The organism is Klebsiella ornithinolytica (genome assembly GCF_030505655.1).
Taxonomy (GTDB): domain Bacteria; phylum Pseudomonadota; class Gammaproteobacteria; order Enterobacterales; family Enterobacteriaceae; genus Klebsiella; species Klebsiella ornithinolytica.
In genome coordinates this window covers 88891-112635 of sequence record NZ_CP130154.1, presented here as the reverse complement: position 1 = coordinate 112635, position 23745 = coordinate 88891, and the positions used below count along the sequence as shown (strand labels likewise).

Here is a 23745-nt window from a genome sequence, read left to right as displayed (position 1 = left end):
AGAAAATAAAAAGTTCTAAATCCTTTTTATGGTCAGCAAAGACCGGAAATCGACAGAATTTTCCTTTACGATCGTGAAACTACTCACATCTCAAAAATTCAGGAAGCTATTATGAAACCCTCAAAATTTTCAAATGTTCCCCGTGCCCTACTGCCCGCCCTTCTGCTGACGATATTCATGAGTTCTGGTAGCGTTGCTCGCAGTATTGATGAGCCACCCATAGATACATTTTCATCTAATGATTCTCGACCGTTGAAACACATTAGCGAGCTGATTAATGAGCGAGACACTGCCTCAGCGAAGATTTCAGAGGAGTACGCAGGTCATCCAGATTTGGATGAACTGTCAAATAAAACGTCTACGATGTTATTGAAAACAGTTAAACAAAGTGACATTGAAGAACTTAATTCTAACATTAAGAATTTAATTGTAATTCTTGAAAGAAAAAACAAAGAGACGGATATTTCGAGCGCTGGTGCGGAACTCAATAAATTAATGTTAAAAAAGAGTGAGATAAATGAAGCCCTGGAAACTCAAACCGCCATTGAAAAAGACGCTCTCTTTCGTTCGGCAAAATTAGCAGGTCATCAGGACATGTATGATGTCGGAAATGAGTTTAAGGAACTTGAAAACTTGAAAAAATTGAGCATAAAGCTCGAATTTTATATAAATTGCATTCACCTTTTTATTCTTTCTGTGAGTTTGATTTTATTGACTGCATTGATCGTGTATGAGTACACCCCGTTCAAAAAGTTACTGTCAAAGCTAAAAAAGTAATGTGAAATTAGAATCTGGTCGATAATTAAATTTAGAGGGTATGAATGAGTATGAAAAACAGCAAAGAGGATTGGTATTTAATTCGCAACCTTAAATGGTTGAGTCCGCTTGTTATTCTTTCTTTTTGCCTGTTAAGCTCACAGGTATACGAGATTTTAGGTGAAAACAATGTTATCCCTGAGTATATTATAAAAATCATTGCGGCAATCGCACTATTCATCAGTGCATTTAACGCAAGAATGACCCCAACCATTTCAGCCAGAATATTTATCATCACGATCTATATGTTGGGTGCTAGTGTGTTAGTTTTTTTTCTTTTCAATTTTCTTAAGGGTAATGTTTAATCGCCCTTTGGATAATGCTTGAGGTTTAATCAAATGATTTCTAACGTACCAACGGGTCGACTGGTAAAAGTCATTAGGGCAACGGCCAGGGGTAGTGACTATCTGGGGCCCTGTGAGATTTGCTCGAAAAATATGCCAGAGTCGTATGCGGCCCGCTATGGAAGGGAGAGAATGAGAGAAAATGGAGTTGTGTATATCGACAAATCAGGCGGTAGCACATACGGGCATAAAGAATGTTTAATGGCAATGGTTGATGTTAAGCCTGATGCCTTAGCACTCCATCCTGGTAGCGAAAAATCCAAAAAGTAACTTTCTTCTGTCTGATGGTACTCCACTTAAAGCCTGGTTCCGGGCTTTTTATTTCAAAAAAAAGCCTGTCATCGACAGGCAAATTTAACTAACGAACATTGAATAATAACGAGAATAGTGTATCACAAAAAGTTACTGAAATTCGTGTTCTTCAAGCATCAATGCATCACCGACGATGTAATCATCATGCCTGATAGCAGTGACTGCCATAAGGGTCGCATTGTTGTTAATTGGCAAAGATAGAAGCTTCCCTTCTTCATTGATAATTAACCAGGTGTAACGCGTATCTTCATGTACGATAACAGGATTAAGTCTCACTGCCTGAATGTAACCGCCTACCATTTGTTGCATATCGGCGAGCGAGAATACACCTTCATTATCACGGCTACCGTCAAGGTCCTGAGGGGATAGCTTTCGAATACTATCATCTGCTGAAATCAGTAATGCCATAGGTTCTTCCTTTCCAGGGATGCTGTCGTCATTCGTCTTTGGCTGTATGCATTTTTTCAATGAACGGGATAACCCATGGTTGAACATAGTGGAAATACTGCTCATTGGTGGTTTTTGCGTCAGAGTCAGGTGCCTTCTCTACCTTTGTCATTGTATTGAAAACAACAGCATTGTTCACAGACTCCAGAATAATACGACACATTTTTATATTACCCGTCTCTCCTTCTACAGATGCCTGGTAATTCAATTCAGCAGCAATCTTATCTCGGATTTTCATATGTTACCTTTTAGAGTGATACGGGATTAGTCTATTTTTCCACATATAAATGTTTAGTCAATATAATCCCGGTTTTGATTGTGAAAAATAATATTGATCATGCCTGTTTCAGACGTGCATGAACGATTTTAATGCTATTTCATGTGAGTCTGTCATTGATGATGAATATCGCGCATCTCTATTCTTACATTTTAAGTTGCTTCGTCAATCCCCTGATTTGTTCGTATGCTATATTTAAATGCTGGAGGAGTCCTTCATCTCATAAACAGTGAGAAATTATATGAAATACACATCGCCATTTTTTTCTGACTGATTTTTTTAATGATGTAGCGTACGTTGAGGAACATGATGTGAAGGTAGTGTTGATATACAGTCCGGGTAACTAACGATTTTATAAATTATTAAGGTTTAGTATTAGTGTATTTTTATGAGCATAACCTTTTGAACGTATAAGCAATTCACTGTTAATCATCCCCTCACTCCAGCCCACTCCGATTCTTTTAGCCTTGCTTCTAACCTCAGGATCCGTAACATCTTTCATAAACAGTGAATGTTTATGATGGAGTAGTTTGGATGAGTATTCTGGCTGAGTGGTTGCAAGAAAAATGCTCTGCTAATGTCTGGGTATACGTGAAGCGTCTATCCGCGAACGATACCGGCGCGACAAGATCCCACCAGTCTGGTCTTTACATGCCAGGGGCAGTCATTGATGAGCTGTTCCCTTCACTCCGTGATACTCAGTTAAGAAATCCAGAAGCACTTTTTTCAGTGCACATGTCATCTCATCCTGATTGCCCTGACCTTAATGATGTAAGGGCCATTTACTATAACAATAAGTTTTTCGGTGGCACCCGGGATGAAAAACGGCTGACGGGCTTTGGTAGACAAAATCCGCTCCAGAATCCGGAGAATACAGGAGCTCTGGCCCTTCTCGCGTTCGACCATATCCCCGGCACATCTTCCAGTTATTGCGATGTCTGGGTCTGCAAAGACCTGACCGAGGAGGAGGTTCTTGAACCTATTATTGGAGAAGTTATCCCGGGAGGAACAATATTTGGTCCTGGAGACAAAATAATTGGGGGATTCGTTACCGAGCACTCCCCAGCCAGGACCAGGTATGAGCTGCCGCCGGAATGGGCCCATCACTTTCCTTCAGGAAGGGAAATTATTGGTTTTGCCGCATGTCATTACGATAAAAAATCTGACGATCCGGACACTCAACTGACGTGGCGGCGGAAAATTGAGTTTGAAATTTTTCTAGCCGTTGAGGAACTGCACGTGCTGGGTCAGATAGCCGAAGGCTTTGCCACGGTGAATGATTTTATTACGCTTGCTAACTCAGTGAGTAACCGGAGGAAGTCTCGTGCCGGGAAAAGTCTTGAGCTCCATCTTGAATCTCTTTTCAAAGAACACGGTGTAATGAGCTTTGAAACTCAGGCTATCACGGAAGGTAAGAAAAAACCCGATTTCATCTTTCCTTCCGGTGCTGCCTATCGCGATCCTTATTACCCTGCTGAACAGTTACGCATGTTGGGGGTTAAAACCACCTGTAAGGACCGCTGGCGGCAGGTACTGAATGAGGCTGACAGAATTGATACAGTACACCTGTTCACCTTACAGCAGGGCGTATCTGTGGCACAGTTCAGGGAAATGCAGTCTGAGGGGATACGGCTCGTTGTACCGGTAGGGTTGCATAAGGCCTTTCCCGAGGAAATCAGGGGTGAGCTAATGTCACTATCTGCGTTTATAGATGAACTTAAAAAACTCTATTGGTGACATCCCCCCACATCTGGCGAGAGTCGTATGCGCAATGGGATGATACCAGCATAGATATTTGAAGAGCCCCTTGGGGCTCTTTCAATACCTTCTATTTCCGCGCCTTCACAGCCTCGATGATCCGTGACTCCAGCAATTTCGCTACTGCATCGAATACCGGCACGATGACGGAATTTCCGAACTGGCGGTAAGCCTGAGTATCGGATACGGGGATTCTAAAAGTTACTTTCCCTGGCTGCTCAAATCCCATTAGCCGGGCACACTCACGCGGTGTTAGACGACGAGGACGTCGGGTCATGTTCTCTGGGTCGTTAAAGTTCTTTTCACCGAGTTCGCTATCCCAACCACGATCAACGAGCGATTCTGAACCATCCTTGTGATATCTCGCTGATATTGTGCGAGAAATTGCATCATCATTTTCAGGCTTCACCAGTCCAAAACCAAAACCATTGCCTTTCTCTTGGTGTTTTTTGGCGTACTTATAGAGATAATCCCACAGCTTTGGCGTTAGTGTATATTTATCTTCTACTTCACTATCAAGAAGCTCTCTGAACAGGACCTTTTTTTCCGGGTACAGAGAAGAAATGTCACCAAGACTAAATCCCTGGCTTAAATTCAGGTCACGTCTGAACCCCACCAGAACAATACGCTCCCGGTGTTGCGGGATGAAATGTTTACCATCTATAACTTTTGGATCTTCGGCACCTGTTGCTTCAGCGTCGGCGACGTCGTAACCGAGTTCATCCAGGGTATCCATAATGACGCGGAATGTTTTGCCTTTGTCGTGGCTCTTGAGGTTCTTGACGTTTTCCAGGACAAAGATGGCTGGCTTTTTCGCCATGATGATGCGGGCCACATCAAAGAATAGGGTCCCTTGGGTGTCACATTCAAAACCGTGTTTACGGCCAAGTGAGTTTTTCTTACTGACACCGGCAAGGCTGAAAGGCTGGCATGGAAACCCAGCTAACAGGACATCGTGATCGGGTATCGATTTGTCGATATTGGCGTAGGCGGCTTCTTCGCTGACATCATCTTTATGACTGAGCGTGACATCCCGGATGTCTGAATTGAAGATATGTGCGTCGGGGTCACAGTACCAGTTAGCCTTATAAGTCTTGACTGAATAGCTGTTCCATTCACTGGTGAAAACACACTTGCCGCCAATGGCCTCAAATCCATGACGGATGCCGCCGATACCGGCGAAGAGATCGATGAAGCGAAATGCATAATCGGGGTGGTTAGCAGGCGGCTGAGGGAGCATCTTTTCGAGCAGAGACGCTTCGGTTACTGTGAGCGAACGAGGTCCACATTTACCATTAATCCAGCGGTTCAGGGTCTCCCTGGTCCAGTCTGAATTACCCAGCTTACGGAGAAGCTCTGCAACGAACTTCTGATCATAAATTTCCAGGACTTTACCTATCAGTGTCAGGTCCCGTTGCTGTTGCTTGGCCTCTTCATTTCGTGCTTCTTCTACCAGCTCTTCTGCAAGGGATTCAAATTCAGACATTCTTACCTCCAAAGGTTATATGAGTGATAGTCTATCACTCATATAACCCAGGGGGAATGATATCTGGGTTTTTAACCAGTACAAAGAGCTCTGGCGAGCCAGGACTCCTGTTCTTTGTCATTTCTTACAGGGCTCACGGCTGGTTATATTCTGAACGCTGACTCTCTATAATCTGATGAAGGGTCTCATGAACATGGTCATCAATGGTGATTTGGTGGCCCTCAATGTACTCTGGAGCATCCTTTAACCCTTTGTATACGATTTTGTCCATGCCAAACTGATCTGCCGTGATATCGACAACAAAGAGCATTCCATGTACGTTGGCAACAACCCAATAATGCCCCTTCATACCGGCTGCAGTTAGAATTCCACCATCACCAACACCATCTCCACCGGCGATACGTGTCCTGACACCTGAATATTTCTCCAGGAGCATGGAAACCAGAATCGAACCATACATACAGGTTCCTGTGGTATCAGCAGTATTGAGGCTACTGGAGATTACATTTTCAAAAATCCGCCGGGACATCTCCACGACTTCACGCGGAGGCGAGAATTGTTGCGTCACTTTCCCCCCTCCCTACTGTCAGCTCAATTAACCTATACGTTCTCATTCGTCCTGTCTTGAATGTGTTTAGCAATCAGAGCTATTTCGGAACTTCGGTCATTCAGAAGACCACTCAGGTCATCCCATATTCCAACTGGAATTGGTCTGTCACCAGAAAGCCACTGACGGATGCGCCTGCCGTCTGACAGGCCAAGGGCTCTGGCGAGTTCCGTTTGCCAGCGCTCACCAAACAACAACTGACCAGCACTGATGAGTAATGCCCTACTATCGTCTTTCACATTGGTTGATTTCATCTCTGATTTCATCTCATCGGGAGAGCCCCAATCCTGCGTAATGCCGAAATACATTCATCAACGCCAAAAAGGGCTTCAGCTGGTGGTTGCTTGCCTGAGAGCTGGCAGGCGGTGCAGGCTGCATGATATGCGTTAGCTCGCTCCCGGTGAAGAGCCTGGAGAGCGACTACAACCAGAGTACGGTCGTCACCTGTTAAATCGTCAAGTTTCATATAAGCCTCAGATGTTATGGGTCTGTTGGTACTTAGAATGGTTAATCCTTGTTAATGCCGTTCGCTGAAAAGTCCTGAACAGTTCCTGTCACTGCAGAGAGAAGCCGGAGGATGTTCTGTTCTCCGATGACGGCAAGTGCGGTCGGCATCAGTCCGAACTTATCACTTGTCAGGCCAATCGCCATTTTATGCTCGCTGTGACGATTAGCAGACTCAATACGGTCTATGAAGACGTTCACGCATCCATCAATACCATGTGATTTTGCAGCTTCGGTCATATCCCTGGCGTGGTCCCCGTCCAGAACGAAAAAGACACGCTCATCCAGAACCAGAGCTGTTGTGTCGCAACCGTATGCTGCTGATGAAAAGTTATAGCTGATATGAAAGCGCTCAAATCCGCGAGTCATATTGGGCGCTGGTGTATTGATCACAGGTATAACATCTGAGGTAAAACCCAGTTCAGCTAATTGAGGGATAGTTGACATGAACGCCTCCTGAGGCAGTTATTGGGCGGCTCGGTAGCCTTCCCTTTCAACATCAATTGTACCTTAAATTAGGTACAATGCAAGCTACTATTTATACTCTAAATTCATCTGGAAGATAAACCATATTTATATGAAACATATGGTTTTTTTGGATATAATATCAGCGAGACCGCAGGTCTTATTCGTCCTTGAATGACGATACTTCAGGGACATTTTATAAATGAGAATGGAGAAAGCCTATGGCCTAATCTGTTGTAAGGAGGTGTTTTATGGATAAATGGATTTTTGAAGAAGATAAAGTGACGCAGGGAATTGTAGCGTTACAAAAGGTAGGGCGTATTCCGACAGTGACAATCAATCCGGCTTCGGCTGTTTTGAAGCGTCACCAGAAGAAGTGTTATGCAAGTGCAGTACAGTTCAGTGCGCCAGTGTTATTTGAAGAGTGTGGACGCTACAACCCACCCGGTGGTTCGATTGCCGTGTGGTACGCTGCAGACTCATCATTAACGGCAGCGGCGGAAGCATACGGACGTTTACTTCATTTGGGTGGTCCTGTTAATTACCCAGAGAAAGTCTTACATCAGCATTATATGTGCTCGATAGATGTCAACAGAACGGTGAAAGCGATCGATATTGTTGGTTTATGCCAGCTGCTTCACATTCCACCTGACAGCGTTGAAAACGAAAACTATACCTTCACACAATGGCTGATGTCGTATTTGCATACGCATTTTGGAAGTGATTTTGATGGGATCTCTTATTCAGGAAGACACTATCGCTGCAAGCGTTGTTATGCTTTCTGGGAAATGCCAGGTAAGCCGCCTGCTTTCACTGATACTCCCGGGGGGATGGTGCCCTATGCATCTTACAGGGAGACAGATACAGGAATTTTCCCTGCAGGTTGGCCTGGTACGTTCATGACCGGCGAAGAGATGTTTGAGGAATTACTAAACTTCAAAATTATGTCCGAACCGAAGTAACTAAAGAGGGGCGCGGTATGCCCCTCTTTTCTTTAACTCAGCTGGCAACATGGCTACCGAATAGTCGTGCGGCTCGAACGGCCAGAGCCAGTTCATCTTCAGCTGCGCCATCAGTCAGGATCTGGATGGGTGTTTTGGTTTGCTCATCGCTGACCGCAATCGGAGCTTTGAAAACCTCCAGCCGCAACACCGGATGGGTATCCTCATCGAATGCGTCCATGATGTCTTTAAATCCCGGTCTCAGACCTTCATCAGTAAACTGGAAGACCGGGAACATAAAGTCACCGTTTTGCTTAAAGGCCAGAAGCTGATTCTTCTTCACCCGGATGTTCACTGCCTGTCGGGTAATCCCCAGTATGTCCGCCACATCATTGACTTTAAAGGTACCGCCTATTTCCTGAAGGCTTCTGTAAAAAGCTTCCAGATTTTCACGACGGCGATGAACCTTACGCATTTCATACTCAGATGCGTGCGTTTTTTGTTGCATTTGCACAGAGTAAAGTAACTGCATCAATGAGCCATCATCCAGTGTGATCGCTTCCATGGCCTGGGATTTGTCCTCAAACTCAGGCATCAGAGACAGTGCGATATTGTTTATTCTTTTCAGTAGATTGCGCTGAAAGTCCGTCAGATTATCATGAGTATCTGGTAGTTTTTCAGCTGTGGTGTTTTTGTACATAAGCCACCTCCATTTGACGATTATTGTATATCCATTATGGGGAATGGTCAAATCAGGTGTTTGCCGACTTCCAACTTTCAGGGAATCTCCGTATGCTCTGCGGGATTAGTACTCACGGGATACGTTATAATGTTTAAAAACCTTGCCGAATATCTACAGTCACAACGAAAGATTGAGGAAGCACAGAAACGTAAACTAAACCTGTTAAAGCTTACCGTCAGAAATGGTGACGAAAGGGAGATAATCGCTGCCCTGATTGATATTGGAGCAACTGGAGTAGACTTTAAACAAACGTCTTTCGACTACATCTATGAGTACTTTTCCTCTGCCCGCATTATCGATGTTCTGGTGATCATGTTACTTCTAAACATGAAACATCCTCTCTCTGAAGGTGCAATAAAAAAAGCTTACGCAAGGCAGTCCGACAGTGAGGAATCGAGATCTGCTTACATAAGCCTCATAGTAGACACTATTGAGAAGCGCTGGTAGAACCCGTAGTGCAGGGTCAACAGGACTCCCCTTTGTTCTCTCTATTCGATTTATTCAATAAAGCCCTCTTTATTGAATAAATCTGTCGGAAGTATTGGCGCGAGTGGAATTTGACTGGGCATAGTAGAGTCCATTTTGCATGACTAATTACATCACATGGTTAACGATTCGAGATAGAAGTATGACCAGGCAATGCCTGTAACTGAACAGTTTATATAACAATGAACAGGAATGATGCCAGAATATTATCTGGTTATACTGGCCTGCGCCACGGGTTATTTTAAGGATATGTTGAGATGCATGGTGACGACTGATATATTGTTCTAAACAATTTATCTGACAACAGAGAGATGACAATGGAAACTTTCGATATTCATGAGGTAGAAGAAAACCGAGCTAAACTAAGAGCTGGCAGAGGAATCGTCAGGATCGAATCCTCGATGACAGATGAACATATCGGTAAGTTGATTAGATTGAAGCTGGAACAGGCTTGCGGGGCGGATATTACTGTAACTTATGATTTAATCACCGATGAAATGCAACGAGCAGCTCAGGATTTTTGATATTATCAGGATGTCTTCATTCGTTAGAAACGTATTCTTACCGAAGGTAGTAATATCCTCCTGAAATTAAACATTAATACTAAAACTGCAAAATACCTCTTATTCTCTCGCAACCTGGAAAGATAAATAAACACCAACGTTCGGAAGGGCGATTGACTATCAATCAAATCATCTGGAGACCGGAGCGACCTGCCGGTTCTCCATGAAGTAGGATAGTTGGGGCTCCAGAGGCTCCGAAGCATCATAGACCTCAAACCAGAACACGACAGGTCTCTCTATGACCGTCACTAGTCCGAATCGTTGGGCGGTGCGGAAGTTGACAGAGTAGGCTTGAGCTCGTTCAGGCTGGTGGGCTATCTGTTTCCTGAATCCCTCGATTGAAAATGTCGCTTTAAACAGGTTGCATGGAGAACATGCTGGGAAAAGATTTTCTAAATCATGCCGCTCGGGATGGAATACTCGTCCATTGTTGCGTGCAACGTGAGTCACCCGACTCCCCTGGGGCGCGCGAACTATATCGAAATCTCTCCGTACTGGCTCTACATGGTCGGCGTGCCAGCCCTTTTCCTTCAGCTCACACCCGCAATAAGCACACCGGGCAGCAAATTTCATTCTGAGTGCTGCTCTTTGAGCTTTGGTGATTTTCGTTTTGGGTTTTTGTGTATTGCTCTGCAGCTCCGCTTTATTTGAAATATTATTGCGAGAGTGCAACTCTATGAGCTCTCCTCCCCTTTTGATAATCTTTTCAGACATAGTCCCCCCAGAAAGTAACTTTCCGAAATTTGATAACTGACACTTAAAGAAACGATGCCAGTCCTTTTTATTTTTAAAAAACCTTTAGGTTAACGACCACCTTTTTCTTAATGAATAAGAACCAGGGGGGTTATTACTCGTAAAAATAGGAAAGAGCCTGTACCTGTTCTTCTCTTTCATGTTTTAAACGTTGCCGTTGTGCTGAAACTTCTTCACAAGTGCTGCCGAGATGTCGGGCATAACTGATGCTAATAGGCATACCAGCGATGGCAGCAGTGATTGGTCCATTAGCACAAGGTGAAGAACTGATGATGTCAATAATCTCCTGTTTGGTCGCAGCTCGGTCTTTATCTTCAATATCGTTAGGTTTGCTGATTTGCCTTAACGCATCCTGCTGCACTTTCCTTTCTGCTTCTGACTGCTCCTCCCTCTTACATTTATCTGCAATTTCATTGGCCTGCCCGATATCAATCGGCCCGTTTTCGAGGGCTTTATTAATGGGGTTATATGCACAAGGCGTATTGTTTATAATTTTCGCCAGACTCTCTTTTGTGGCAATGGAATATGCAAACTGGAAAGTGTTAACATCATACTTCCCGGAAACTATAAAAATACCACAAACAACAATAATTAAAGCTATTACTACCAAGAAGTTCTGTTTAATTTCCATGTTATGCCTGCTTATAAAGCATTTATTGATATGTGAATTTAAAACAAAGAAATGATTGTAAATATTATTGCCACTCATCTTTTTCAACGTACTTTAATGCTTGTTTTTGCTCATTTAATGCTTCTCTTTGCTCATTTATAACTTCGCTTCTTAATATGTTTCTCTGACATTGGATGGCAATAGAATTTGCTCTGACGATACTTATCGGATTTTGCTCTATGGCTCTGGAGATAGGTTCTAAAGCGCATGGGGTAGCTTCAATGATATCAATTAACTCTTGTTTCGTTGCGGGCTCATCTGTTTTTGAAAGTTCTTTTGCAAGAAAGTATGCGACAAGCAAACTTAATATTATAATAAATGATGTGTATATATAATGCGCTGAATGACTGGATGAGTTGCTGATGATTTTCATTCTCATATAACTGCCTCTGTCATAACTATTCTTTGAAAGTTCTAATGTTTTCATACACCATTATTTTGCCATCTGAATATGTTCTCAGCCTGATATTCATTTGCCCATGTTCTGCTTTCACTGCCTCAAGAGGAGAAAGGTTCGCCTGAAAAATCCTATTTCCTTCATCAAAATCCGGAAGGGTATAGAAAACAATCCTGTATAGTACATTTCCATACACCATCTCTGTTTTAACCACTTTAGCGGTAGCCCATGAGGACTTTGATGTTCCCAAATCACAGCCAGACAGACACAGGGAAAGTGATAACGCCATGAATATTAATAATTTATTCACAAACAGCCTCTTGAGTCGTTTAAAATAGGTGATAAGAAAGTTACTTTCATGAAATCAGCTATGAACTGAGTTTTGATGTTAGTCCTGCATGTTTCAGATTTTCATTGCGTTGGTGGTACAATAACCATTCGGTGGTGTAATCGTCGTAACTGTATTTTGGAATGTTTTCAATCACTCCGTTGCAATTAACCTTGTTTGTCGGTTCGTCAAAAAGACCATTGTTAATGTTAGTTTCAAGTAGCTGGCACTCATTAAGCCAGCGCTCTCCCATCTTAATATCATCCAATGATAATGAACTTCGGTTAACGACAATGAACATGACAAAACCAGCCAGGATTAATGTAATTCCTGATATGATAAGCCCGCCATTAGCCGTTGATTTTATTTTTAGCATTGAAGTGATTTTATGGGACAATAAAAAAGCAATGCCCAAAGCGACAAAACCCATAGCAAGGTATAAAAGCCAGCCTACATTTTTACCGTCCATATAGATATTCATAATCGCCCCCGGCGACATCATTTAATAAGAAGAATGTCATATTCTGATTGTCTGGATTGATAGCCCGGTTGAAAAGTTACTTTTCGGTCCAGAGCCACAAGATTTGACCAGATGTGGAACAGCGCTAAAGCTGTCCCTCGGTTCCAGCGATGCAGTAAATGGTAATAAAAAAATTCACTGCACCAGCTGCCTTGCAGAGTAAAAGAAATCGGTAACGCCGAACGCTGTATTGAACAGAATCAGTTTTATGGATGAGAATAATCATACCGCTGATACTTAAAAAGCATAACGTCAGAATGAAGCACAGGGCTCCAAAAAATGGGTAAAGCATAACAGCTTACTCCATATGAAAAGAACAGCCCTGATATTTCATTTTATCAGCTGGAGTCTCTACCCCCCTGAATTTCCTTCCTTTCCTTCCTGGGGAATCATTTTAACCCAACCTTTCCCGGTAACGTGATGGATCAAACCTTTCTTTCGTAGAGCCTGTAGTCGCCTGTCGAGTATACGAGCAGGCTCTTTTTTATTGTCATTAAGAATTTCCACGCAAAGCGTGTATATTTCCGGAAAATATATATCCACGAATGCTTTTGGATGTTTACCCACCTTTTCCAGAATCTTTGAATCAACAGCCTCGTATAGAGCTGGCGTGTTATTCATTCTCCCCCCTGTCGATATCCAGTAATTTAAACGTGACAACCCAAACGAGCGGGTTAGAAGCCCAGCTTCCAGCTTCATAAATCTTATCCCACAGGCTCTGGAAAGAGCTACGGTACAGTTCATTCATTTCGACGTAGTGATCGATATCGTCAGACCAGTACTGAAAGAATGCATCGGGTATACCGTAATTTCGGGCAACGACAACCTGGTCCCACACTTCAGTGAGAACCCCCTCCGCATAGGCATCGGTTTCAGAGATATCGCAGAGTTTCTCAAGGCGCGTATCGCAGACTTCGAGAAGATACCGGCTAGCCCATCGAGGCATACTTACCGGCGTTGCCCACGCAGGCACGCCTTGTGATGTCAGGCGTTTTGTAGGGAACATCCGGCACGGGTAATCGCTGGTCAGTTCCTGGTACTCGTTATCAACGCGGTACCGTACACCGGTCTGAACTCTTAGCGGGGACTCCTGTACTTGCTGCCACTCGGTCCTTGCTGTTTCTCTGATCCAAATCCGGTCGCCGGGCTGACCATAAGGGCATTTTAGGACTGGTATTGCAGGTCCAGAAGTTACTCTGGAGGTGATATTTTCTGAAAAAGCATCACGACCTTTCAGTGCCCGGCGGAACTGGGTTTTTTGGCCGTTCTGTAGGCCACTAATTTCTTCAGGAGAAAAGGTCAGGGGTGTGATTTTGGGGGTAGAACGAAGCATTCAGGCTCCTTTAATCAAAGAGGTCAGGTGGACGTCAGGTACGCGCTCTCCAGACGTTGAAATACACATATCCCATCCCGATGAGCAAAGGCGCGTAAACCATCTGATACTCAATGAAACTGGCCCTGATATACCTGGCATTGATATAGAGCTGGATGAGCGTAAGAATGGTAAAAACAAGATGGTGTGAGATGATGGACAAAACCAGAAACCGTAAATTTTTATATTGTGGCCGCAGGGTAAATAAGCGAACCGCAATACCCATAGTGACGATGACCAGAAAAATGGGCTGCGAATGAGGGAAAAGAACAATCTGACCACAAGCAATGATTGTGAAATAGACGACCGCCAGAATATTAAACTTTTTCGTCAGATGAGTTGAATGCATAGACATCCCGCTAGAATAAACTGGAAGTTAAGCTGAATTTTCAGAAGCTACCGCCATTCCCTTTAACCAGACAGGGCACTGGTTTACTTCTGACCTAATAATACTGGTCATAATCTAACATAGAGAATTTTGATTTTTTCCGGCTAAAAGGTACTTTTCGGCCGTGGAGTATTTTTTTATCGTTCGTCGATAAGCTTTTTTCTGAATGCTTCCTGATACATCATCTCGTCGGTTAGCTGATCGAGGAGTCTGTTGGTAATGAAACTGTCATCATGGCTGTGAATGAGCCTCCCTCTCCTTCTGTGTCGTTTTCTTCTTGCTGCGCGTACTGTTTTCACATTTCCCGCTCTGAATACTGGCGTCATTTGAACTTCTCCGATGGATTAGTTATTTGACGATATCAAAATATATCGCTCCTGGAAGACCCTATTTTTTCTATCGCATTTTTTTTCGTTTAGGCTTTTTTTCGTCCTGTTATTCAGGAATTTCTGATGCCGATTTTGATATAACTGGATTATTGGCGTCAGGCCTGTTCATACGAAAAACGGAACCTTTGATGAGCTCCAAAAATGTGGTCATTAGCGCGAAGCATCCGGTTGCCGGGTACCTGTACCTGGAAATGATCCCGGATAGCGAGGTGGGGTTTTCAGATATCTATCAGATAACAGACAGTCTTTCTCGTGCAGACGTTCTGCCCTGTGACTGGCGAGAGCTTAAACGGCAGTGGGGTAAGGACTTTCTGGGCCATGGCTCATGGGATGTGTACTACATAAAACAGCATGTGAACCGGATTAACTGGTTTGGCAATGACAGCATTAAAAACATTGAGATCAGGCACAGCCTGTCCATAAAAGAGCTTATTGACTGGGTTTCAGATCCCAGCCGTTGGATAGATATAGCCGTCGAGGTGGATGATACCAGTGGCTCCAGACCAATGGCCGTAGCCATGGTGAATCAGGAGCTGGACGTTTAGTCAGGATTTGCCCTTTAAAAAGTCACTTTTACTGGGTGCAGGTAATGTACGTAGGCATAAAAGTTACTTTTGGCCTGCATGTGGTGTAGTCGATTTGGTTGATATTTGGTTCAACCTTTTTTTTCGGGAGAGAGTAATGCGAAGTCCCAAAACCAGAATTGCCCTGATTGATTATGAAAATATCGGAAGCCTTGAGGGAGTTTCCCTTCATGACTTTGACAAAGTGCTTTTCTTCACGGGCGCTAAACAGGAAAACATTAAAATTCCTGTTACGTCCCTGAGCTCTGCAATTTCTTTACGCATTATTCCGGCGACTGAGGTATCCAAAAACAATGTTGATTTCCATCTGGTCCTGGAACTCGGACAACTGACCGCATTGGCCGGGGATACGTCACACTTCTCTGTTATCTCCCGTGACAAGGGCTATGACGGTATTATTGCCCGTCTGAAAGCAACAGGGATCAGCTGTACAAGGATCTCTCCAGCCCTGCCCGTTCCGCAACCGGTTAAAGACAAGGCTTCAACAATGAAAGTGATGAAAGCCAAAGAGCATGACATGGGCTACTGGATTAACAGACTGAAGCTTTCCTGCGCATCCTCCCCTAAATCTCTCCCGGCCACACCAAAGGCCTTACAAAATTACCTTTCAAATTTGACGGGGCAAAAGACCTGTTCATTGCTGAACGAACGGATTAAGCAGGAGCTGATTAGTCTTGGTTTCATCTCGATTTACGAAAACACGCTGGTGTGGAATCGCTCATTACACTCGCCAGTCCAGAAGAGCAGGCGTGCTGTTCTCCAGCAGGTGAAATAAGCCGCTGGCCTGAAGTGCAGAATCATAAACATCCGTTTTTTTTCAACGGAGAAGGAAAGTAACTTTTAGGCATGTATCGCTCCATCAGTGGTTAAGAGCGACCCACAATGCGACCTTTTAACCATGCTTTAGACTGGTACTGATATGAAATTCAAATCCAAGCTTCTGGCGGCATTAATCCTCGGCACCCTTTCATTGCCCGGCCATTCCCGTGTTTATGAGTACACAATCAAAGATATCTACGGTGTGGAGAAATCCGTTAGCGCCGATTCAGCGAAGCTGAACACCACGGAAAAAATCCAGCTTAGCCTGATTTCAGGACTGGACAGAAAAATCCGGGTGACGGTGAAAAAAGGCGACGTGAATGTCTACAGCACGACGACAGAAAGCGTAAAAGTTGCCGACCGCATCAAATCATCATCAGATGAAGAGTTTTACGGGAAAGTGATAACCCTGCCCCCGTTAAGTGATGGGCTGTATACCATCACCTCGGAAATACTGAATACCCAGGATGCCCTTATTGATTCGACAACCCAGTCATTCCTGATTGATACGTCTGGCCCCACTGCCGATAACATGAGTATTGATCAGCGTCCGGGATATGACATGGTCCTTACCGGAAACCTCTGGGAGCTGGGGTTGGGGGCAGAAGCAAAACTCTATGTCACCGTCAAAAATGTGAAAGCGACTGCCGGTTTTGATAAAGCCACTATCCAGATCCTAAATCCTGATAATACCGTCTATTCCAAAATGGACATGGTTTACGACAGCGGTTCTGCATCGCTTTCTGTTCCGTGGACTAAGGGGAGCGCGGTTAAAGCCGACTGGATGCCGGTGTCCAATGCGGATACAGAATATCGCTTTCGTGTCACGCTATACGACAAGGCCGGTACCCGAAAAGTCCTGCCGGATCAGAAGTTCATCTTTGACTCGGATTTAGGCGAATACACGCTAGTCGCGGTGTATGACCCTACAACTGAAACCAGTGTTATACCTGGATTCAGTAAAGGCTATGTTGAATATAAATCGGGGATGACGGTCAATCTGAACCCCATTACATTTGTCTACCGTGTCCCTTCTACGAACCGCAGGGAGTACAGAAAAGGCGGGCTGGCCTTCGGGAACATAATTTCTGAGGCGAACGGCTACAGCTATGTGTCGGTCACGACCCCTTACCAGACGCTCTCTGTTATCCATAACGGTTATCAGTGGGGGGGAGCCAGTGTTACCTACAATATTAAAATGGGTGCAGATGCGCCGGTAAGCCCAACTACTCCTGACGTGTGGATTACCTCGGACAAGAAAAGCGCGGTAAGCTCATATGATTACCTCTGGAAAACATCCGATCTCCCGGTGACATTTCTTACTGCCCGCGTGAAAGCGTCGGCACGAAATTACATCCAAAAGGCTATGTCTAATACCGGCGATTTCTTATGTGACATTCCTGTCGGCGAACTGGAGTGTGAAGGGAAAATTGTAGGGAATATTCAAAAAAGTGGTAACGGCCATATGGGGTTTTTCTTCAAGATGACCAATGCCGATGGCTCCCTTTTCTCACAATATGCTGAAAGGCGGCAATACTGGAATGCTGACCAGTTACCCAGAATTACTGGCTATGATTACCAGGAAGACAAGAAAAAGGTTCTGCTATTTGTGAATCTGCCGGGGAACGGCAGTTTACGGTACAAATTGCAGCTTAAGTCTGCTGTTCTGATTAATGCAGATTCAAATGTGCAGGTGTTAACCGGTACCAATACAGCGATTGCTGGTGATGATTACACCTATACGTTTGATCTGGGAGCTCTCCCGGAAGGCAAATATAACCTTTCTTTCCTTGCCAAAGACACCTTCGATAATGAATCGTCATCCCCGTTCATTACGCTGGTGAACGACATGACTCCCCCGGACGTCATATTTAATTATGAAAATGCCCCGCTCGCTTCCGGTTCTACCGTGTACGGGCTGGAGAACATCGCGATCAGCCTGAATGATGCGCTGACAAAGCCTGTACTGGAACGTCTTGAGCTCAAAGGTGGCCCCGCATCTGATAGTGTGATCCTTGGCTTCAACCAGAATGCCGATGGCTCCTATACGCCAGATTATCCCCGTCTGTTCCCTACCCTTGACGAAAATACCGATAAATACACGCTGACGGCTTATGCAACGGATACCAAAGGGAACGCCACGCAGAAAAGCATTCAGTTCGCCTACTATCCGAAAAATCTCGTGACCCTGGAAAAACTCAAAACGCTGGGTGTGGTGAAGGCGCTGAAAACCAGCGACAACACACCGCTGGCCGTCATGCGTACCGGGCAGCTGAGGCGTAACGATGGCTCCCTGGTTCAGGGCGTACAAACGGCCAACATCACGCTCAGGACTGACGCTGATTATGCGATCAACATACTGGGTACTGTCATTCAGCCAGGCGAAACCAAAGAAATCCAGATAGACCTCGGCGCTGGTGTAAACGCCACGGTCCCAATTTTCCCGGCGACAAACGGCGCTACCGGGCAAAGCGATTTCATCATTGAGTTTCCGCAAATTAAATAGCGGCTCACGATTACCGGTCCCTGCTGGTGGCCGGTAATTTCTGGATAAACACGACACGGCGGATATGACGGCCGGGGAGAGAGAAAAGTAACTTTCTTCACTCTGATTTCAAGCCTGCTGGGAATGATTTGATATGAATACCAAAATAAAACTGCTGACAACGTTAATCCTCGCGACCCTCCCCTTTTCATCGTATTCGCGGGTCTACGAGTACACCATTAAGGATATCTATGGCGCTGAGAAATCAGTCAGTGCGGAAACCGGTATTCTTAACACTAACGAAAAAATTCAGCTAAGCCTGATTTCCGGCCTCGATCGCAAAGTACACGTATCTGTCAGGAAAGACGGTACAGAGGTCTACGGCACGACCACCGATAGCATTAAGGTAAGTGATCGAATTAAGGCCTCAACGGGCGAAGAGTTCTACGGGAAAATCATCACGCTTCCTCCCCTGAGTGATGGTCCCTATCAGGTCATCTCTGAAATACTTAACACACAGGATATTCAGGTCGACTCAACCACTCAGGATTTCACCATCGATAGTGTTGGGCCAACCTCAGACAATCTGAGCATTATTCAGAAACCAGGCTATGAAATGGTCACACAGGGAGACCGCTGGGAGCTCGGCCTCGGTGCTGAACAAAAATTATATGTGAACGTGAATAACGTTAAGGCCGCGACCGGTTTTGATAAAGCAACGCTACAGGTCATCAACCCGGACAACAGCGTCTATTCAATCACGGACATGGATTATGATGGTGGGTCCTCTTCCCTTTCGGCTCCCTGGACATTAGGTGAAAGGAAAAAGGCTTCCTGGATGCCGACATCGGATGCAGACGTTGAATTTCGTTTCAGGGTGACGCTTTATGACAAGGCAGGCTCACGTAAAGTGTTACCTGACCAGAAATTTGTTTTCGACAACCAGCTTGGTGAATTTACCCTATTTGCAATACGCGATCCCGAATCACAGACAAGCGTGGTGCCGGGGATCACCTCGGGATACGTAGCGTATAAAGCAGGTATGACGGTTAATCAAAATCCGATTACCCTCGTCTACCGGCTACCGACGAATAACGTCCGGAAATACAACAAAGCGGGTTTAAGTTTTGGCACCATCATCTCCGAAGCCAACGGCTACGTCTATGTGGCCGCAACAACGCCGTATAACATCAGATACGATATCCATAACGGGTACCAGTGGGGTGGCGCTGCTGCGACTTACAATCTGAAACTCGGGCCGGATACCCCTGAAAGTCCGGAAACGCCTTCCACCGTCTGGCTCACTACGGACAAAAAGGGTGAAATCAATTCCTTTAACTACTTGTGGAAGACAAGCGATCTGCCGGTGAAATTCATTTCAGCGAGAGTTCGTACCTCTGCGAGAAACTATCTCCAGAGAGCGTTTACAGGGAACCTGGAAATTTGTCAGATCCCGCCAGGCGAGACTGAGTGCAGCGGGCCGGTACCATGGACTATTGCCCAAAGTGGTAATGGTAGCGTGACCTATTCTTTTAGAATGTATAACGAGGACAAAACACTAGCCTCAATAAATGCGGAAAGGCGTAACCACTGGAACACCAATCTTCTTCCTAAAATCACCGGCTATGACTATCAGGAAGATAAGAAAAAAGTGCTGTTATTTGTTACGCAGCCCGGTAACGGCAACTTCAGGGACCAGCTCCAGCTCAAGTCTGCTGAACTGATTAATGCCGATACCGGCGTGCAGGTACTTAATGGAACCAAAATTGCGCTTTCGGGTGAAGATTACACCTATACGTTTGATCTGAGTAAGCTGGCGGAAGGACGATACAATTTAGGCTTCCTGGCAAAAGACACTTTCGAAAACGAGGCAACGTCGCCATTCATCACGCTGGTGCATGACATGACGCCTCCGGAAATCAGCTTTAACTACGAGAATGCCCCGCTCCCCTCCGGAACGACCGTCTATGGACTGGAGAATATCGCCGTTAACCTTAACGATGCGTTGACCAAACCAGTTCTTGACCGTCTGGAGCTCAAAGGGGGACCGGCATCTGACAGTGTTGTCCTCGGCTTTAACCAGAATGCTGACGGGAGCTACACACCAGATTACCCACGTCTGTTCCCGACTCTGGATGCGTCGACGGATAAATACACTCTCACGGCCTATGCTACAGATGCTAAAGGGAACACGTCCCAGAAAAGTATTCAGTTTGCCTACTATCCGAAAAATCTCGTGACCCTGGAAAAACTCAAAACGCTGGGTGTGGTGAAGGCGCTGAAAACAAGCGACAACACACCGCTGGCCGTCATGCGAACCGGTCAGCTGCGACGTAATGATGGTTCACTTGCCCAAGGCATCCAGACAGCCAATATCACGGTCCGAAGTGATGCTGAGTACGCCATCAACATTCTCGGTACGGTGATCCAACCTGGGGAAACAAAAGAAATTCAGCTCGACCTCGGAACCGGCGCAAATTCCACTGTACCGATTTTTCCGGCTGCTAACGGCTCTACAGGCCAAAGTAACTTCATCATCGAGTTCCCGCAACTTAACTAACTATCGACGGCCACCGCCTCTGTTACGTGGGGCTGGTGGCTTTTCTTGCCTCATGGCTCTGTTAAATGCATGCAATCAGAAAAAGAAAATCATTATCGCCATGGCATAACCTTCAATATTCTTCTGGAATAATTTGATATGAAATTGAAAATAAAATTACTGACTACGCTAATACTGACCGCCCTTTCTCTCCCCTCATATGCTCGTGTCTATGAGTATGCGATCACGGATATCTACGGAACGGATAAATCAGTCAGCGCGGATTCTGGTGTTCTGAATACGAACGAAAAAATTCAGGTAAAGCTGATATCAGGTCTCGATCGCAAAATTCAGGTAACGGTAAAGAAAGACAATGTTGGTGTATATAGCTTTACTACAGATAGCGTGACGGTCAATGACCGTATAAAGGCCTCTACAGGTGAAGAGTTTTACGGAAAAACGGTGACACTGCCGCCTTTGAGTGACGGGAGTTATGTCATAACCTCGGATATCCTGAATACACAAAACGCGGTTATCGACAGCACGACTCACAATTTTATTATTGATACTGCTGGCCCCTCATCCGATAACCTGAGCGTGGACCAAAAACCCGGATACGACATGGTGTTAACTGGTGATCGCTGGGAACTGGGCCAGGGGGCTGAAGCAAAACTCTACCTGAATGTGAATAATGTCAAAGCTGCAACCGGTTTTGATAAAGCGACTATCCAGGTGATCAAGCCTGACGATACGGTGTATTCCATCACTGATATGGTTTACGACAGTGGTTCAGCATCGCTATCTGTGCCGTGGACAAAAGGTAATTTTAGTCGTTCCGCCTGGATGCCTGTATCAAACGCTGATGTCGAATACCGCTTTCGTGTAACGCTCTATGATAAAGCGGGAAACCGTAAAGCATTGCCAGACCAGAGGTTTGTATTTGACTCGGATCTTGGTGAATACACACTGTTTGCCGTATATGACCCCACGTCTAAAACGAGCGTGGTTCCAGGCTTTAGTGAAGGTTACATAGCTTATAAGCCGGGAATGACTGTAAACCAGAACCCTTTGACACTCGTGTATCGGGTGCCATCGAATAACCGCAGGGAATACAATAAAGCTGGTTTGAAGTTTGGAACGATAATTTCCGAGGCTAATGGGTACAGCTATGTATCAGCGAAGACCGCCTATAAAGTCACTTACACTATCCATAATGGCTATCAATGGGGCGGCGGTTCACTCTCCTATGATATCAATTTGGGGAGTGAGGCTCCGGTCAGTCCGGCAGCACCTGAGGCCTGGTTAACATCAGACAAAAAAGGCGAAACGAATGCAGGCAGCTACCTTTGGAATACCAAAGATCTGCCCGTTAAATTCAGCTCTGTAAGGATAACGGCATCACCACGGAATTACGTTCAGCGTGCGATGAGTGGTAATACTGAGATTTGTCAGGTACCAGCTGGCGAAACTGAGTGTATCGGTGCGGTATCCTGGTCCATCCCAAAAACGGGGAACGGTATTACGACCTACTCCTTCAGATTGACTGATTTCGATAAAACGTTTTCATCAGTATCTATTGAAAAAAGGCACCACTGGAATACTGACCTGCTACCCAGAATTACTGGATACAGTTACCAGGAAGAAAACAAAAAGGTTCTTTTATTTGTAACGCAACCTGGACGCGGTAAATTCCGCGATCTGCTGCAACTAAAATCGGCTACCCTGATAGATTCTGATACTGGTGGACAGTTGTTATCTGGTGCCCAGACCGCCCTTTCTGGCGAGGATTACACATACAGTTTTGACCTGAGCAAACTGGCCGAAGGGAAATATAACCTGAGCTTTCTGGCAAAGGACACCTTTAGCAATGAAACATCGTCACCATTCATAAACCTGATTAACGACAAGACGCCTCCTGTGGTGAATTTCAACTATGAAAATGCGTCTCTGTCCTCTGGAGCCACCGTTTACGGGCTTGAGAACATCAGCATAACGTTAAATGATGCGTTAACCGCCCCCAGCCTTGTCCGGCTTGAGCTCAAAGGGGGACCGGCGTCTGACAGCGTTGTCTTAGGTTTTAACCAGAACTCGGACGGTAGTTATACCCCAGACTACCCTCGCCTCTTCCCCAGCCTGGATTCAGATACGGACAAATATACACTGACCGCTTTTGCTACCGATGCCAAAGGCAACACGACACAAAAAAGCATTCAGTTTGCCTATTACCCTAAAAATCTCGTGACCCTTGAGAAGCTGAAAACTTTAGGCGTGGTGAAAGCGCTCAAAACCAGCGATAACACACCGCTGGCCGTCATGCGTACGGGCCAGCTGCGTCGTAACGATGGCTCACTGGCGCAGGGCGTACAAACAGCAAATATCACGGTCAGGAAGGATGCCGATTATGCGATTAACATTCTGGGGAACGTGATCCAGCCTGGGGAGACGAAAGAAATTCAGATAGACCTTGGGAACGGGGAAAACTCAACCGTCCCAATTTTTACAGCGGAAAACGGCTCTACCGGCGAAAGCAACTTCATTATCGAATTTCCGCAAATTCAGTAATTAAGTTATCACTAAGTAAGCCCTGATTAGGTTAACACCTGATTAGGGCCTTAGCCCTGGAGTCACCATCGTTTTCCTACCACCGACCTACCCCACCAAAGAAAGTAACTTTCTAGATTCGTTAATCGTCACTTCAGGACGATAGATACCAGCTTTGCTGGGAGGTTTCCAGAAATGATCAACGTCGTTTT

The 23745-nt window shown here is 45.2% G+C and carries 26 protein-coding genes; 11 read left to right on the top strand and 15 right to left on the bottom strand.

Features of this window, described 5'->3' with window-relative positions:
* Window positions 1-111 precede the first annotated feature (111 nt).
* Both Q1L34_RS26775 and Q1L34_RS26770 read left to right on the top strand, forming a co-directional pair.
* Window positions 112-777, top strand: a complete 666-nt coding sequence (locus tag Q1L34_RS26775; protein ID WP_017901028.1) for a hypothetical protein — start codon at window positions 112-114, stop codon at window positions 775-777.
* A 50-nt stretch (window positions 778-827) separates the two neighbouring features.
* Window positions 828-1121 (top strand): hypothetical protein, encoded by a 294-nt coding sequence (locus Q1L34_RS26770; protein ID WP_223226678.1) that lies wholly within the window; start codon window positions 828-830, stop codon window positions 1119-1121.
* A 441-nt stretch (window positions 1122-1562) separates the two neighbouring features.
* Here the strand turns inward: Q1L34_RS26770 and Q1L34_RS26765 are convergent, their stop codons facing one another.
* Both Q1L34_RS26765 and Q1L34_RS26760 read right to left on the bottom strand, forming a co-directional pair.
* Window positions 1563-1880, bottom strand: a complete 318-nt coding sequence (locus tag Q1L34_RS26765) for a DUF3846 domain-containing protein (RefSeq protein WP_017901030.1) — start codon at window positions 1878-1880, stop codon at window positions 1563-1565.
* A gap of 28 nt (window positions 1881-1908) precedes the next feature.
* Window positions 1909-2157 carry a hypothetical protein gene (locus tag Q1L34_RS26760; protein WP_017901031.1) on the bottom strand — a complete coding sequence of 83 codons (249 nt, stop codon included), beginning with the start codon at window positions 2155-2157 and terminating at the stop codon, window positions 1909-1911.
* A 573-nt stretch (window positions 2158-2730) separates the two neighbouring features.
* Between Q1L34_RS26760 and Q1L34_RS26755 the strand changes: the two genes are divergently transcribed.
* Window positions 2731-3933 (top strand): type II restriction endonuclease, encoded by a 1203-nt coding sequence (locus Q1L34_RS26755; protein WP_017901032.1) that lies wholly within the window; start codon window positions 2731-2733, stop codon window positions 3931-3933.
* A gap of 91 nt (window positions 3934-4024) precedes the next feature.
* On the opposite strand, the gene Q1L34_RS26750 is transcribed toward Q1L34_RS26755, so the two are convergent.
* From Q1L34_RS26750 to Q1L34_RS26735, 4 genes are all read right to left on the bottom strand, one after another.
* On the bottom strand, window positions 4025-5440 hold the full coding sequence (locus Q1L34_RS26750) for a DNA cytosine methyltransferase (protein ID WP_017901033.1): 1416 nt from the start codon (window positions 5438-5440) through the stop codon (window positions 4025-4027).
* A gap of 133 nt (window positions 5441-5573) precedes the next feature.
* Window positions 5574-6008: a hypothetical protein gene (locus Q1L34_RS26745; protein ID WP_024266216.1), complete on the bottom strand. Its 435-nt coding sequence runs from the start codon at window positions 6006-6008 to the stop codon at window positions 5574-5576.
* Between the two features lie 32 nt (window positions 6009-6040).
* Window positions 6041-6301 carry a helix-turn-helix domain-containing protein gene (locus tag Q1L34_RS26740; protein WP_025999325.1) on the bottom strand — a complete coding sequence of 87 codons (261 nt, stop codon included), beginning with the start codon at window positions 6299-6301 and terminating at the stop codon, window positions 6041-6043.
* 253 nt (window positions 6302-6554) lie between these two features.
* The gene (locus Q1L34_RS26735) at window positions 6555-6998 is read right to left on the bottom strand and encodes a hypothetical protein (protein ID WP_017901036.1); all 444 of its coding nucleotides are present in this window, start codon (window positions 6996-6998) and stop codon (window positions 6555-6557) included.
* Window positions 6999-7267: 269 nt separating this feature from the next.
* Between Q1L34_RS26735 and Q1L34_RS26730 the strand changes: the two genes are divergently transcribed.
* Window positions 7268-7978: an RES family NAD+ phosphorylase gene (locus Q1L34_RS26730; protein ID WP_017901037.1), complete on the top strand. Its 711-nt coding sequence runs from the start codon at window positions 7268-7270 to the stop codon at window positions 7976-7978.
* Between the two features lie 37 nt (window positions 7979-8015).
* Here Q1L34_RS26730 and Q1L34_RS26725 read toward each other — a convergent pair whose 3' ends face one another.
* Complete coding sequence (locus Q1L34_RS26725; RefSeq protein WP_014839959.1) at window positions 8016-8657, bottom strand: hypothetical protein; 642 nt, start codon at window positions 8655-8657, stop codon at window positions 8016-8018.
* A gap of 129 nt (window positions 8658-8786) precedes the next feature.
* On the opposite strand from Q1L34_RS26725, the gene Q1L34_RS26720 reads away from it, so the two are divergent.
* Both Q1L34_RS26720 and Q1L34_RS26715 read left to right on the top strand, forming a co-directional pair.
* Window positions 8787-9146 carry a hypothetical protein gene (locus tag Q1L34_RS26720; protein ID WP_017901038.1) on the top strand — a complete coding sequence of 120 codons (360 nt, stop codon included), beginning with the start codon at window positions 8787-8789 and terminating at the stop codon, window positions 9144-9146.
* Window positions 9147-9502: 356 nt separating this feature from the next.
* Window positions 9503-9709 carry a hypothetical protein gene (locus Q1L34_RS26715; protein WP_017901039.1) on the top strand — a complete coding sequence of 69 codons (207 nt, stop codon included), beginning with the start codon at window positions 9503-9505 and terminating at the stop codon, window positions 9707-9709.
* A gap of 168 nt (window positions 9710-9877) precedes the next feature.
* Here the strand turns inward: Q1L34_RS26715 and Q1L34_RS26710 are convergent, their stop codons facing one another.
* From Q1L34_RS26710 to Q1L34_RS26675, 8 genes are all read right to left on the bottom strand, one after another.
* The gene (locus tag Q1L34_RS26710; RefSeq protein ID WP_017901040.1) at window positions 9878-10462 is read right to left on the bottom strand and encodes an HNH endonuclease; all 585 of its coding nucleotides are present in this window, start codon (window positions 10460-10462) and stop codon (window positions 9878-9880) included.
* A 133-nt stretch (window positions 10463-10595) separates the two neighbouring features.
* Window positions 10596-11132 carry a hypothetical protein gene (locus tag Q1L34_RS26705; protein WP_017901041.1) on the bottom strand — a complete coding sequence of 179 codons (537 nt, stop codon included), beginning with the start codon at window positions 11130-11132 and terminating at the stop codon, window positions 10596-10598.
* Between the two features lie 64 nt (window positions 11133-11196).
* Complete coding sequence (locus Q1L34_RS26700; protein ID WP_024266211.1) at window positions 11197-11598, bottom strand: hypothetical protein; 402 nt, start codon at window positions 11596-11598, stop codon at window positions 11197-11199.
* A complete protein-coding gene (locus tag Q1L34_RS26695) occupies window positions 11570-11878 on the bottom strand; it encodes a hypothetical protein (protein WP_062878101.1) in 309 nt (102 codons plus the stop codon). Before Q1L34_RS26695 ends, Q1L34_RS26700 begins: the two co-directional genes overlap by 29 nt.
* 58 nt (window positions 11879-11936) lie before the next feature.
* Complete coding sequence (locus tag Q1L34_RS26690; protein WP_017901043.1) at window positions 11937-12377, bottom strand: hypothetical protein; 441 nt, start codon at window positions 12375-12377, stop codon at window positions 11937-11939.
* A gap of 390 nt (window positions 12378-12767) precedes the next feature.
* Window positions 12768-13037 carry a hypothetical protein gene (locus Q1L34_RS26685; RefSeq protein ID WP_017901044.1) on the bottom strand — a complete coding sequence of 90 codons (270 nt, stop codon included), beginning with the start codon at window positions 13035-13037 and terminating at the stop codon, window positions 12768-12770.
* Window positions 13030-13749: a hypothetical protein gene (locus Q1L34_RS26680; RefSeq protein ID WP_017901045.1), complete on the bottom strand. Its 720-nt coding sequence runs from the start codon at window positions 13747-13749 to the stop codon at window positions 13030-13032. Before Q1L34_RS26680 ends, Q1L34_RS26685 begins: the two co-directional genes overlap by 8 nt.
* A 34-nt stretch (window positions 13750-13783) precedes the next feature.
* Window positions 13784-14137 carry a hypothetical protein gene (locus Q1L34_RS26675; protein ID WP_017901046.1) on the bottom strand — a complete coding sequence of 118 codons (354 nt, stop codon included), beginning with the start codon at window positions 14135-14137 and terminating at the stop codon, window positions 13784-13786.
* 391 nt (window positions 14138-14528) lie between these two features.
* Between Q1L34_RS26675 and Q1L34_RS26670 the strand changes: the two genes are divergently transcribed.
* The 5 genes from Q1L34_RS26670 to Q1L34_RS26650 all read left to right on the top strand — a co-directional run bounded on the left by Q1L34_RS26670 (window position 14529) and on the right by Q1L34_RS26650 (window position 23554).
* Complete coding sequence (locus Q1L34_RS26670; RefSeq protein WP_024266206.1) at window positions 14529-15110, top strand: hypothetical protein; 582 nt, start codon at window positions 14529-14531, stop codon at window positions 15108-15110.
* A gap of 136 nt (window positions 15111-15246) precedes the next feature.
* Window positions 15247-15924 (top strand): PIN domain-containing protein, encoded by a 678-nt coding sequence (locus Q1L34_RS26665; RefSeq protein WP_009652509.1) that lies wholly within the window; start codon window positions 15247-15249, stop codon window positions 15922-15924.
* 144 nt (window positions 15925-16068) lie between these two features.
* Window positions 16069-18474, top strand: a complete 2406-nt coding sequence (locus Q1L34_RS26660; RefSeq protein ID WP_017901048.1) for an Ig-like domain-containing protein — start codon at window positions 16069-16071, stop codon at window positions 18472-18474.
* 133 nt (window positions 18475-18607) lie between these two features.
* Window positions 18608-21013, top strand: coding sequence for an Ig-like domain-containing protein (locus Q1L34_RS26655; RefSeq protein ID WP_017901049.1), 2406 nt, complete (start codon window positions 18608-18610; stop codon window positions 21011-21013).
* Between the two features lie 138 nt (window positions 21014-21151).
* Window positions 21152-23554 carry an Ig-like domain-containing protein gene (locus Q1L34_RS26650; protein ID WP_024266204.1) on the top strand — a complete coding sequence of 801 codons (2403 nt, stop codon included), beginning with the start codon at window positions 21152-21154 and terminating at the stop codon, window positions 23552-23554.
* Window positions 23555-23745: the final 191 nt, after the last annotated feature.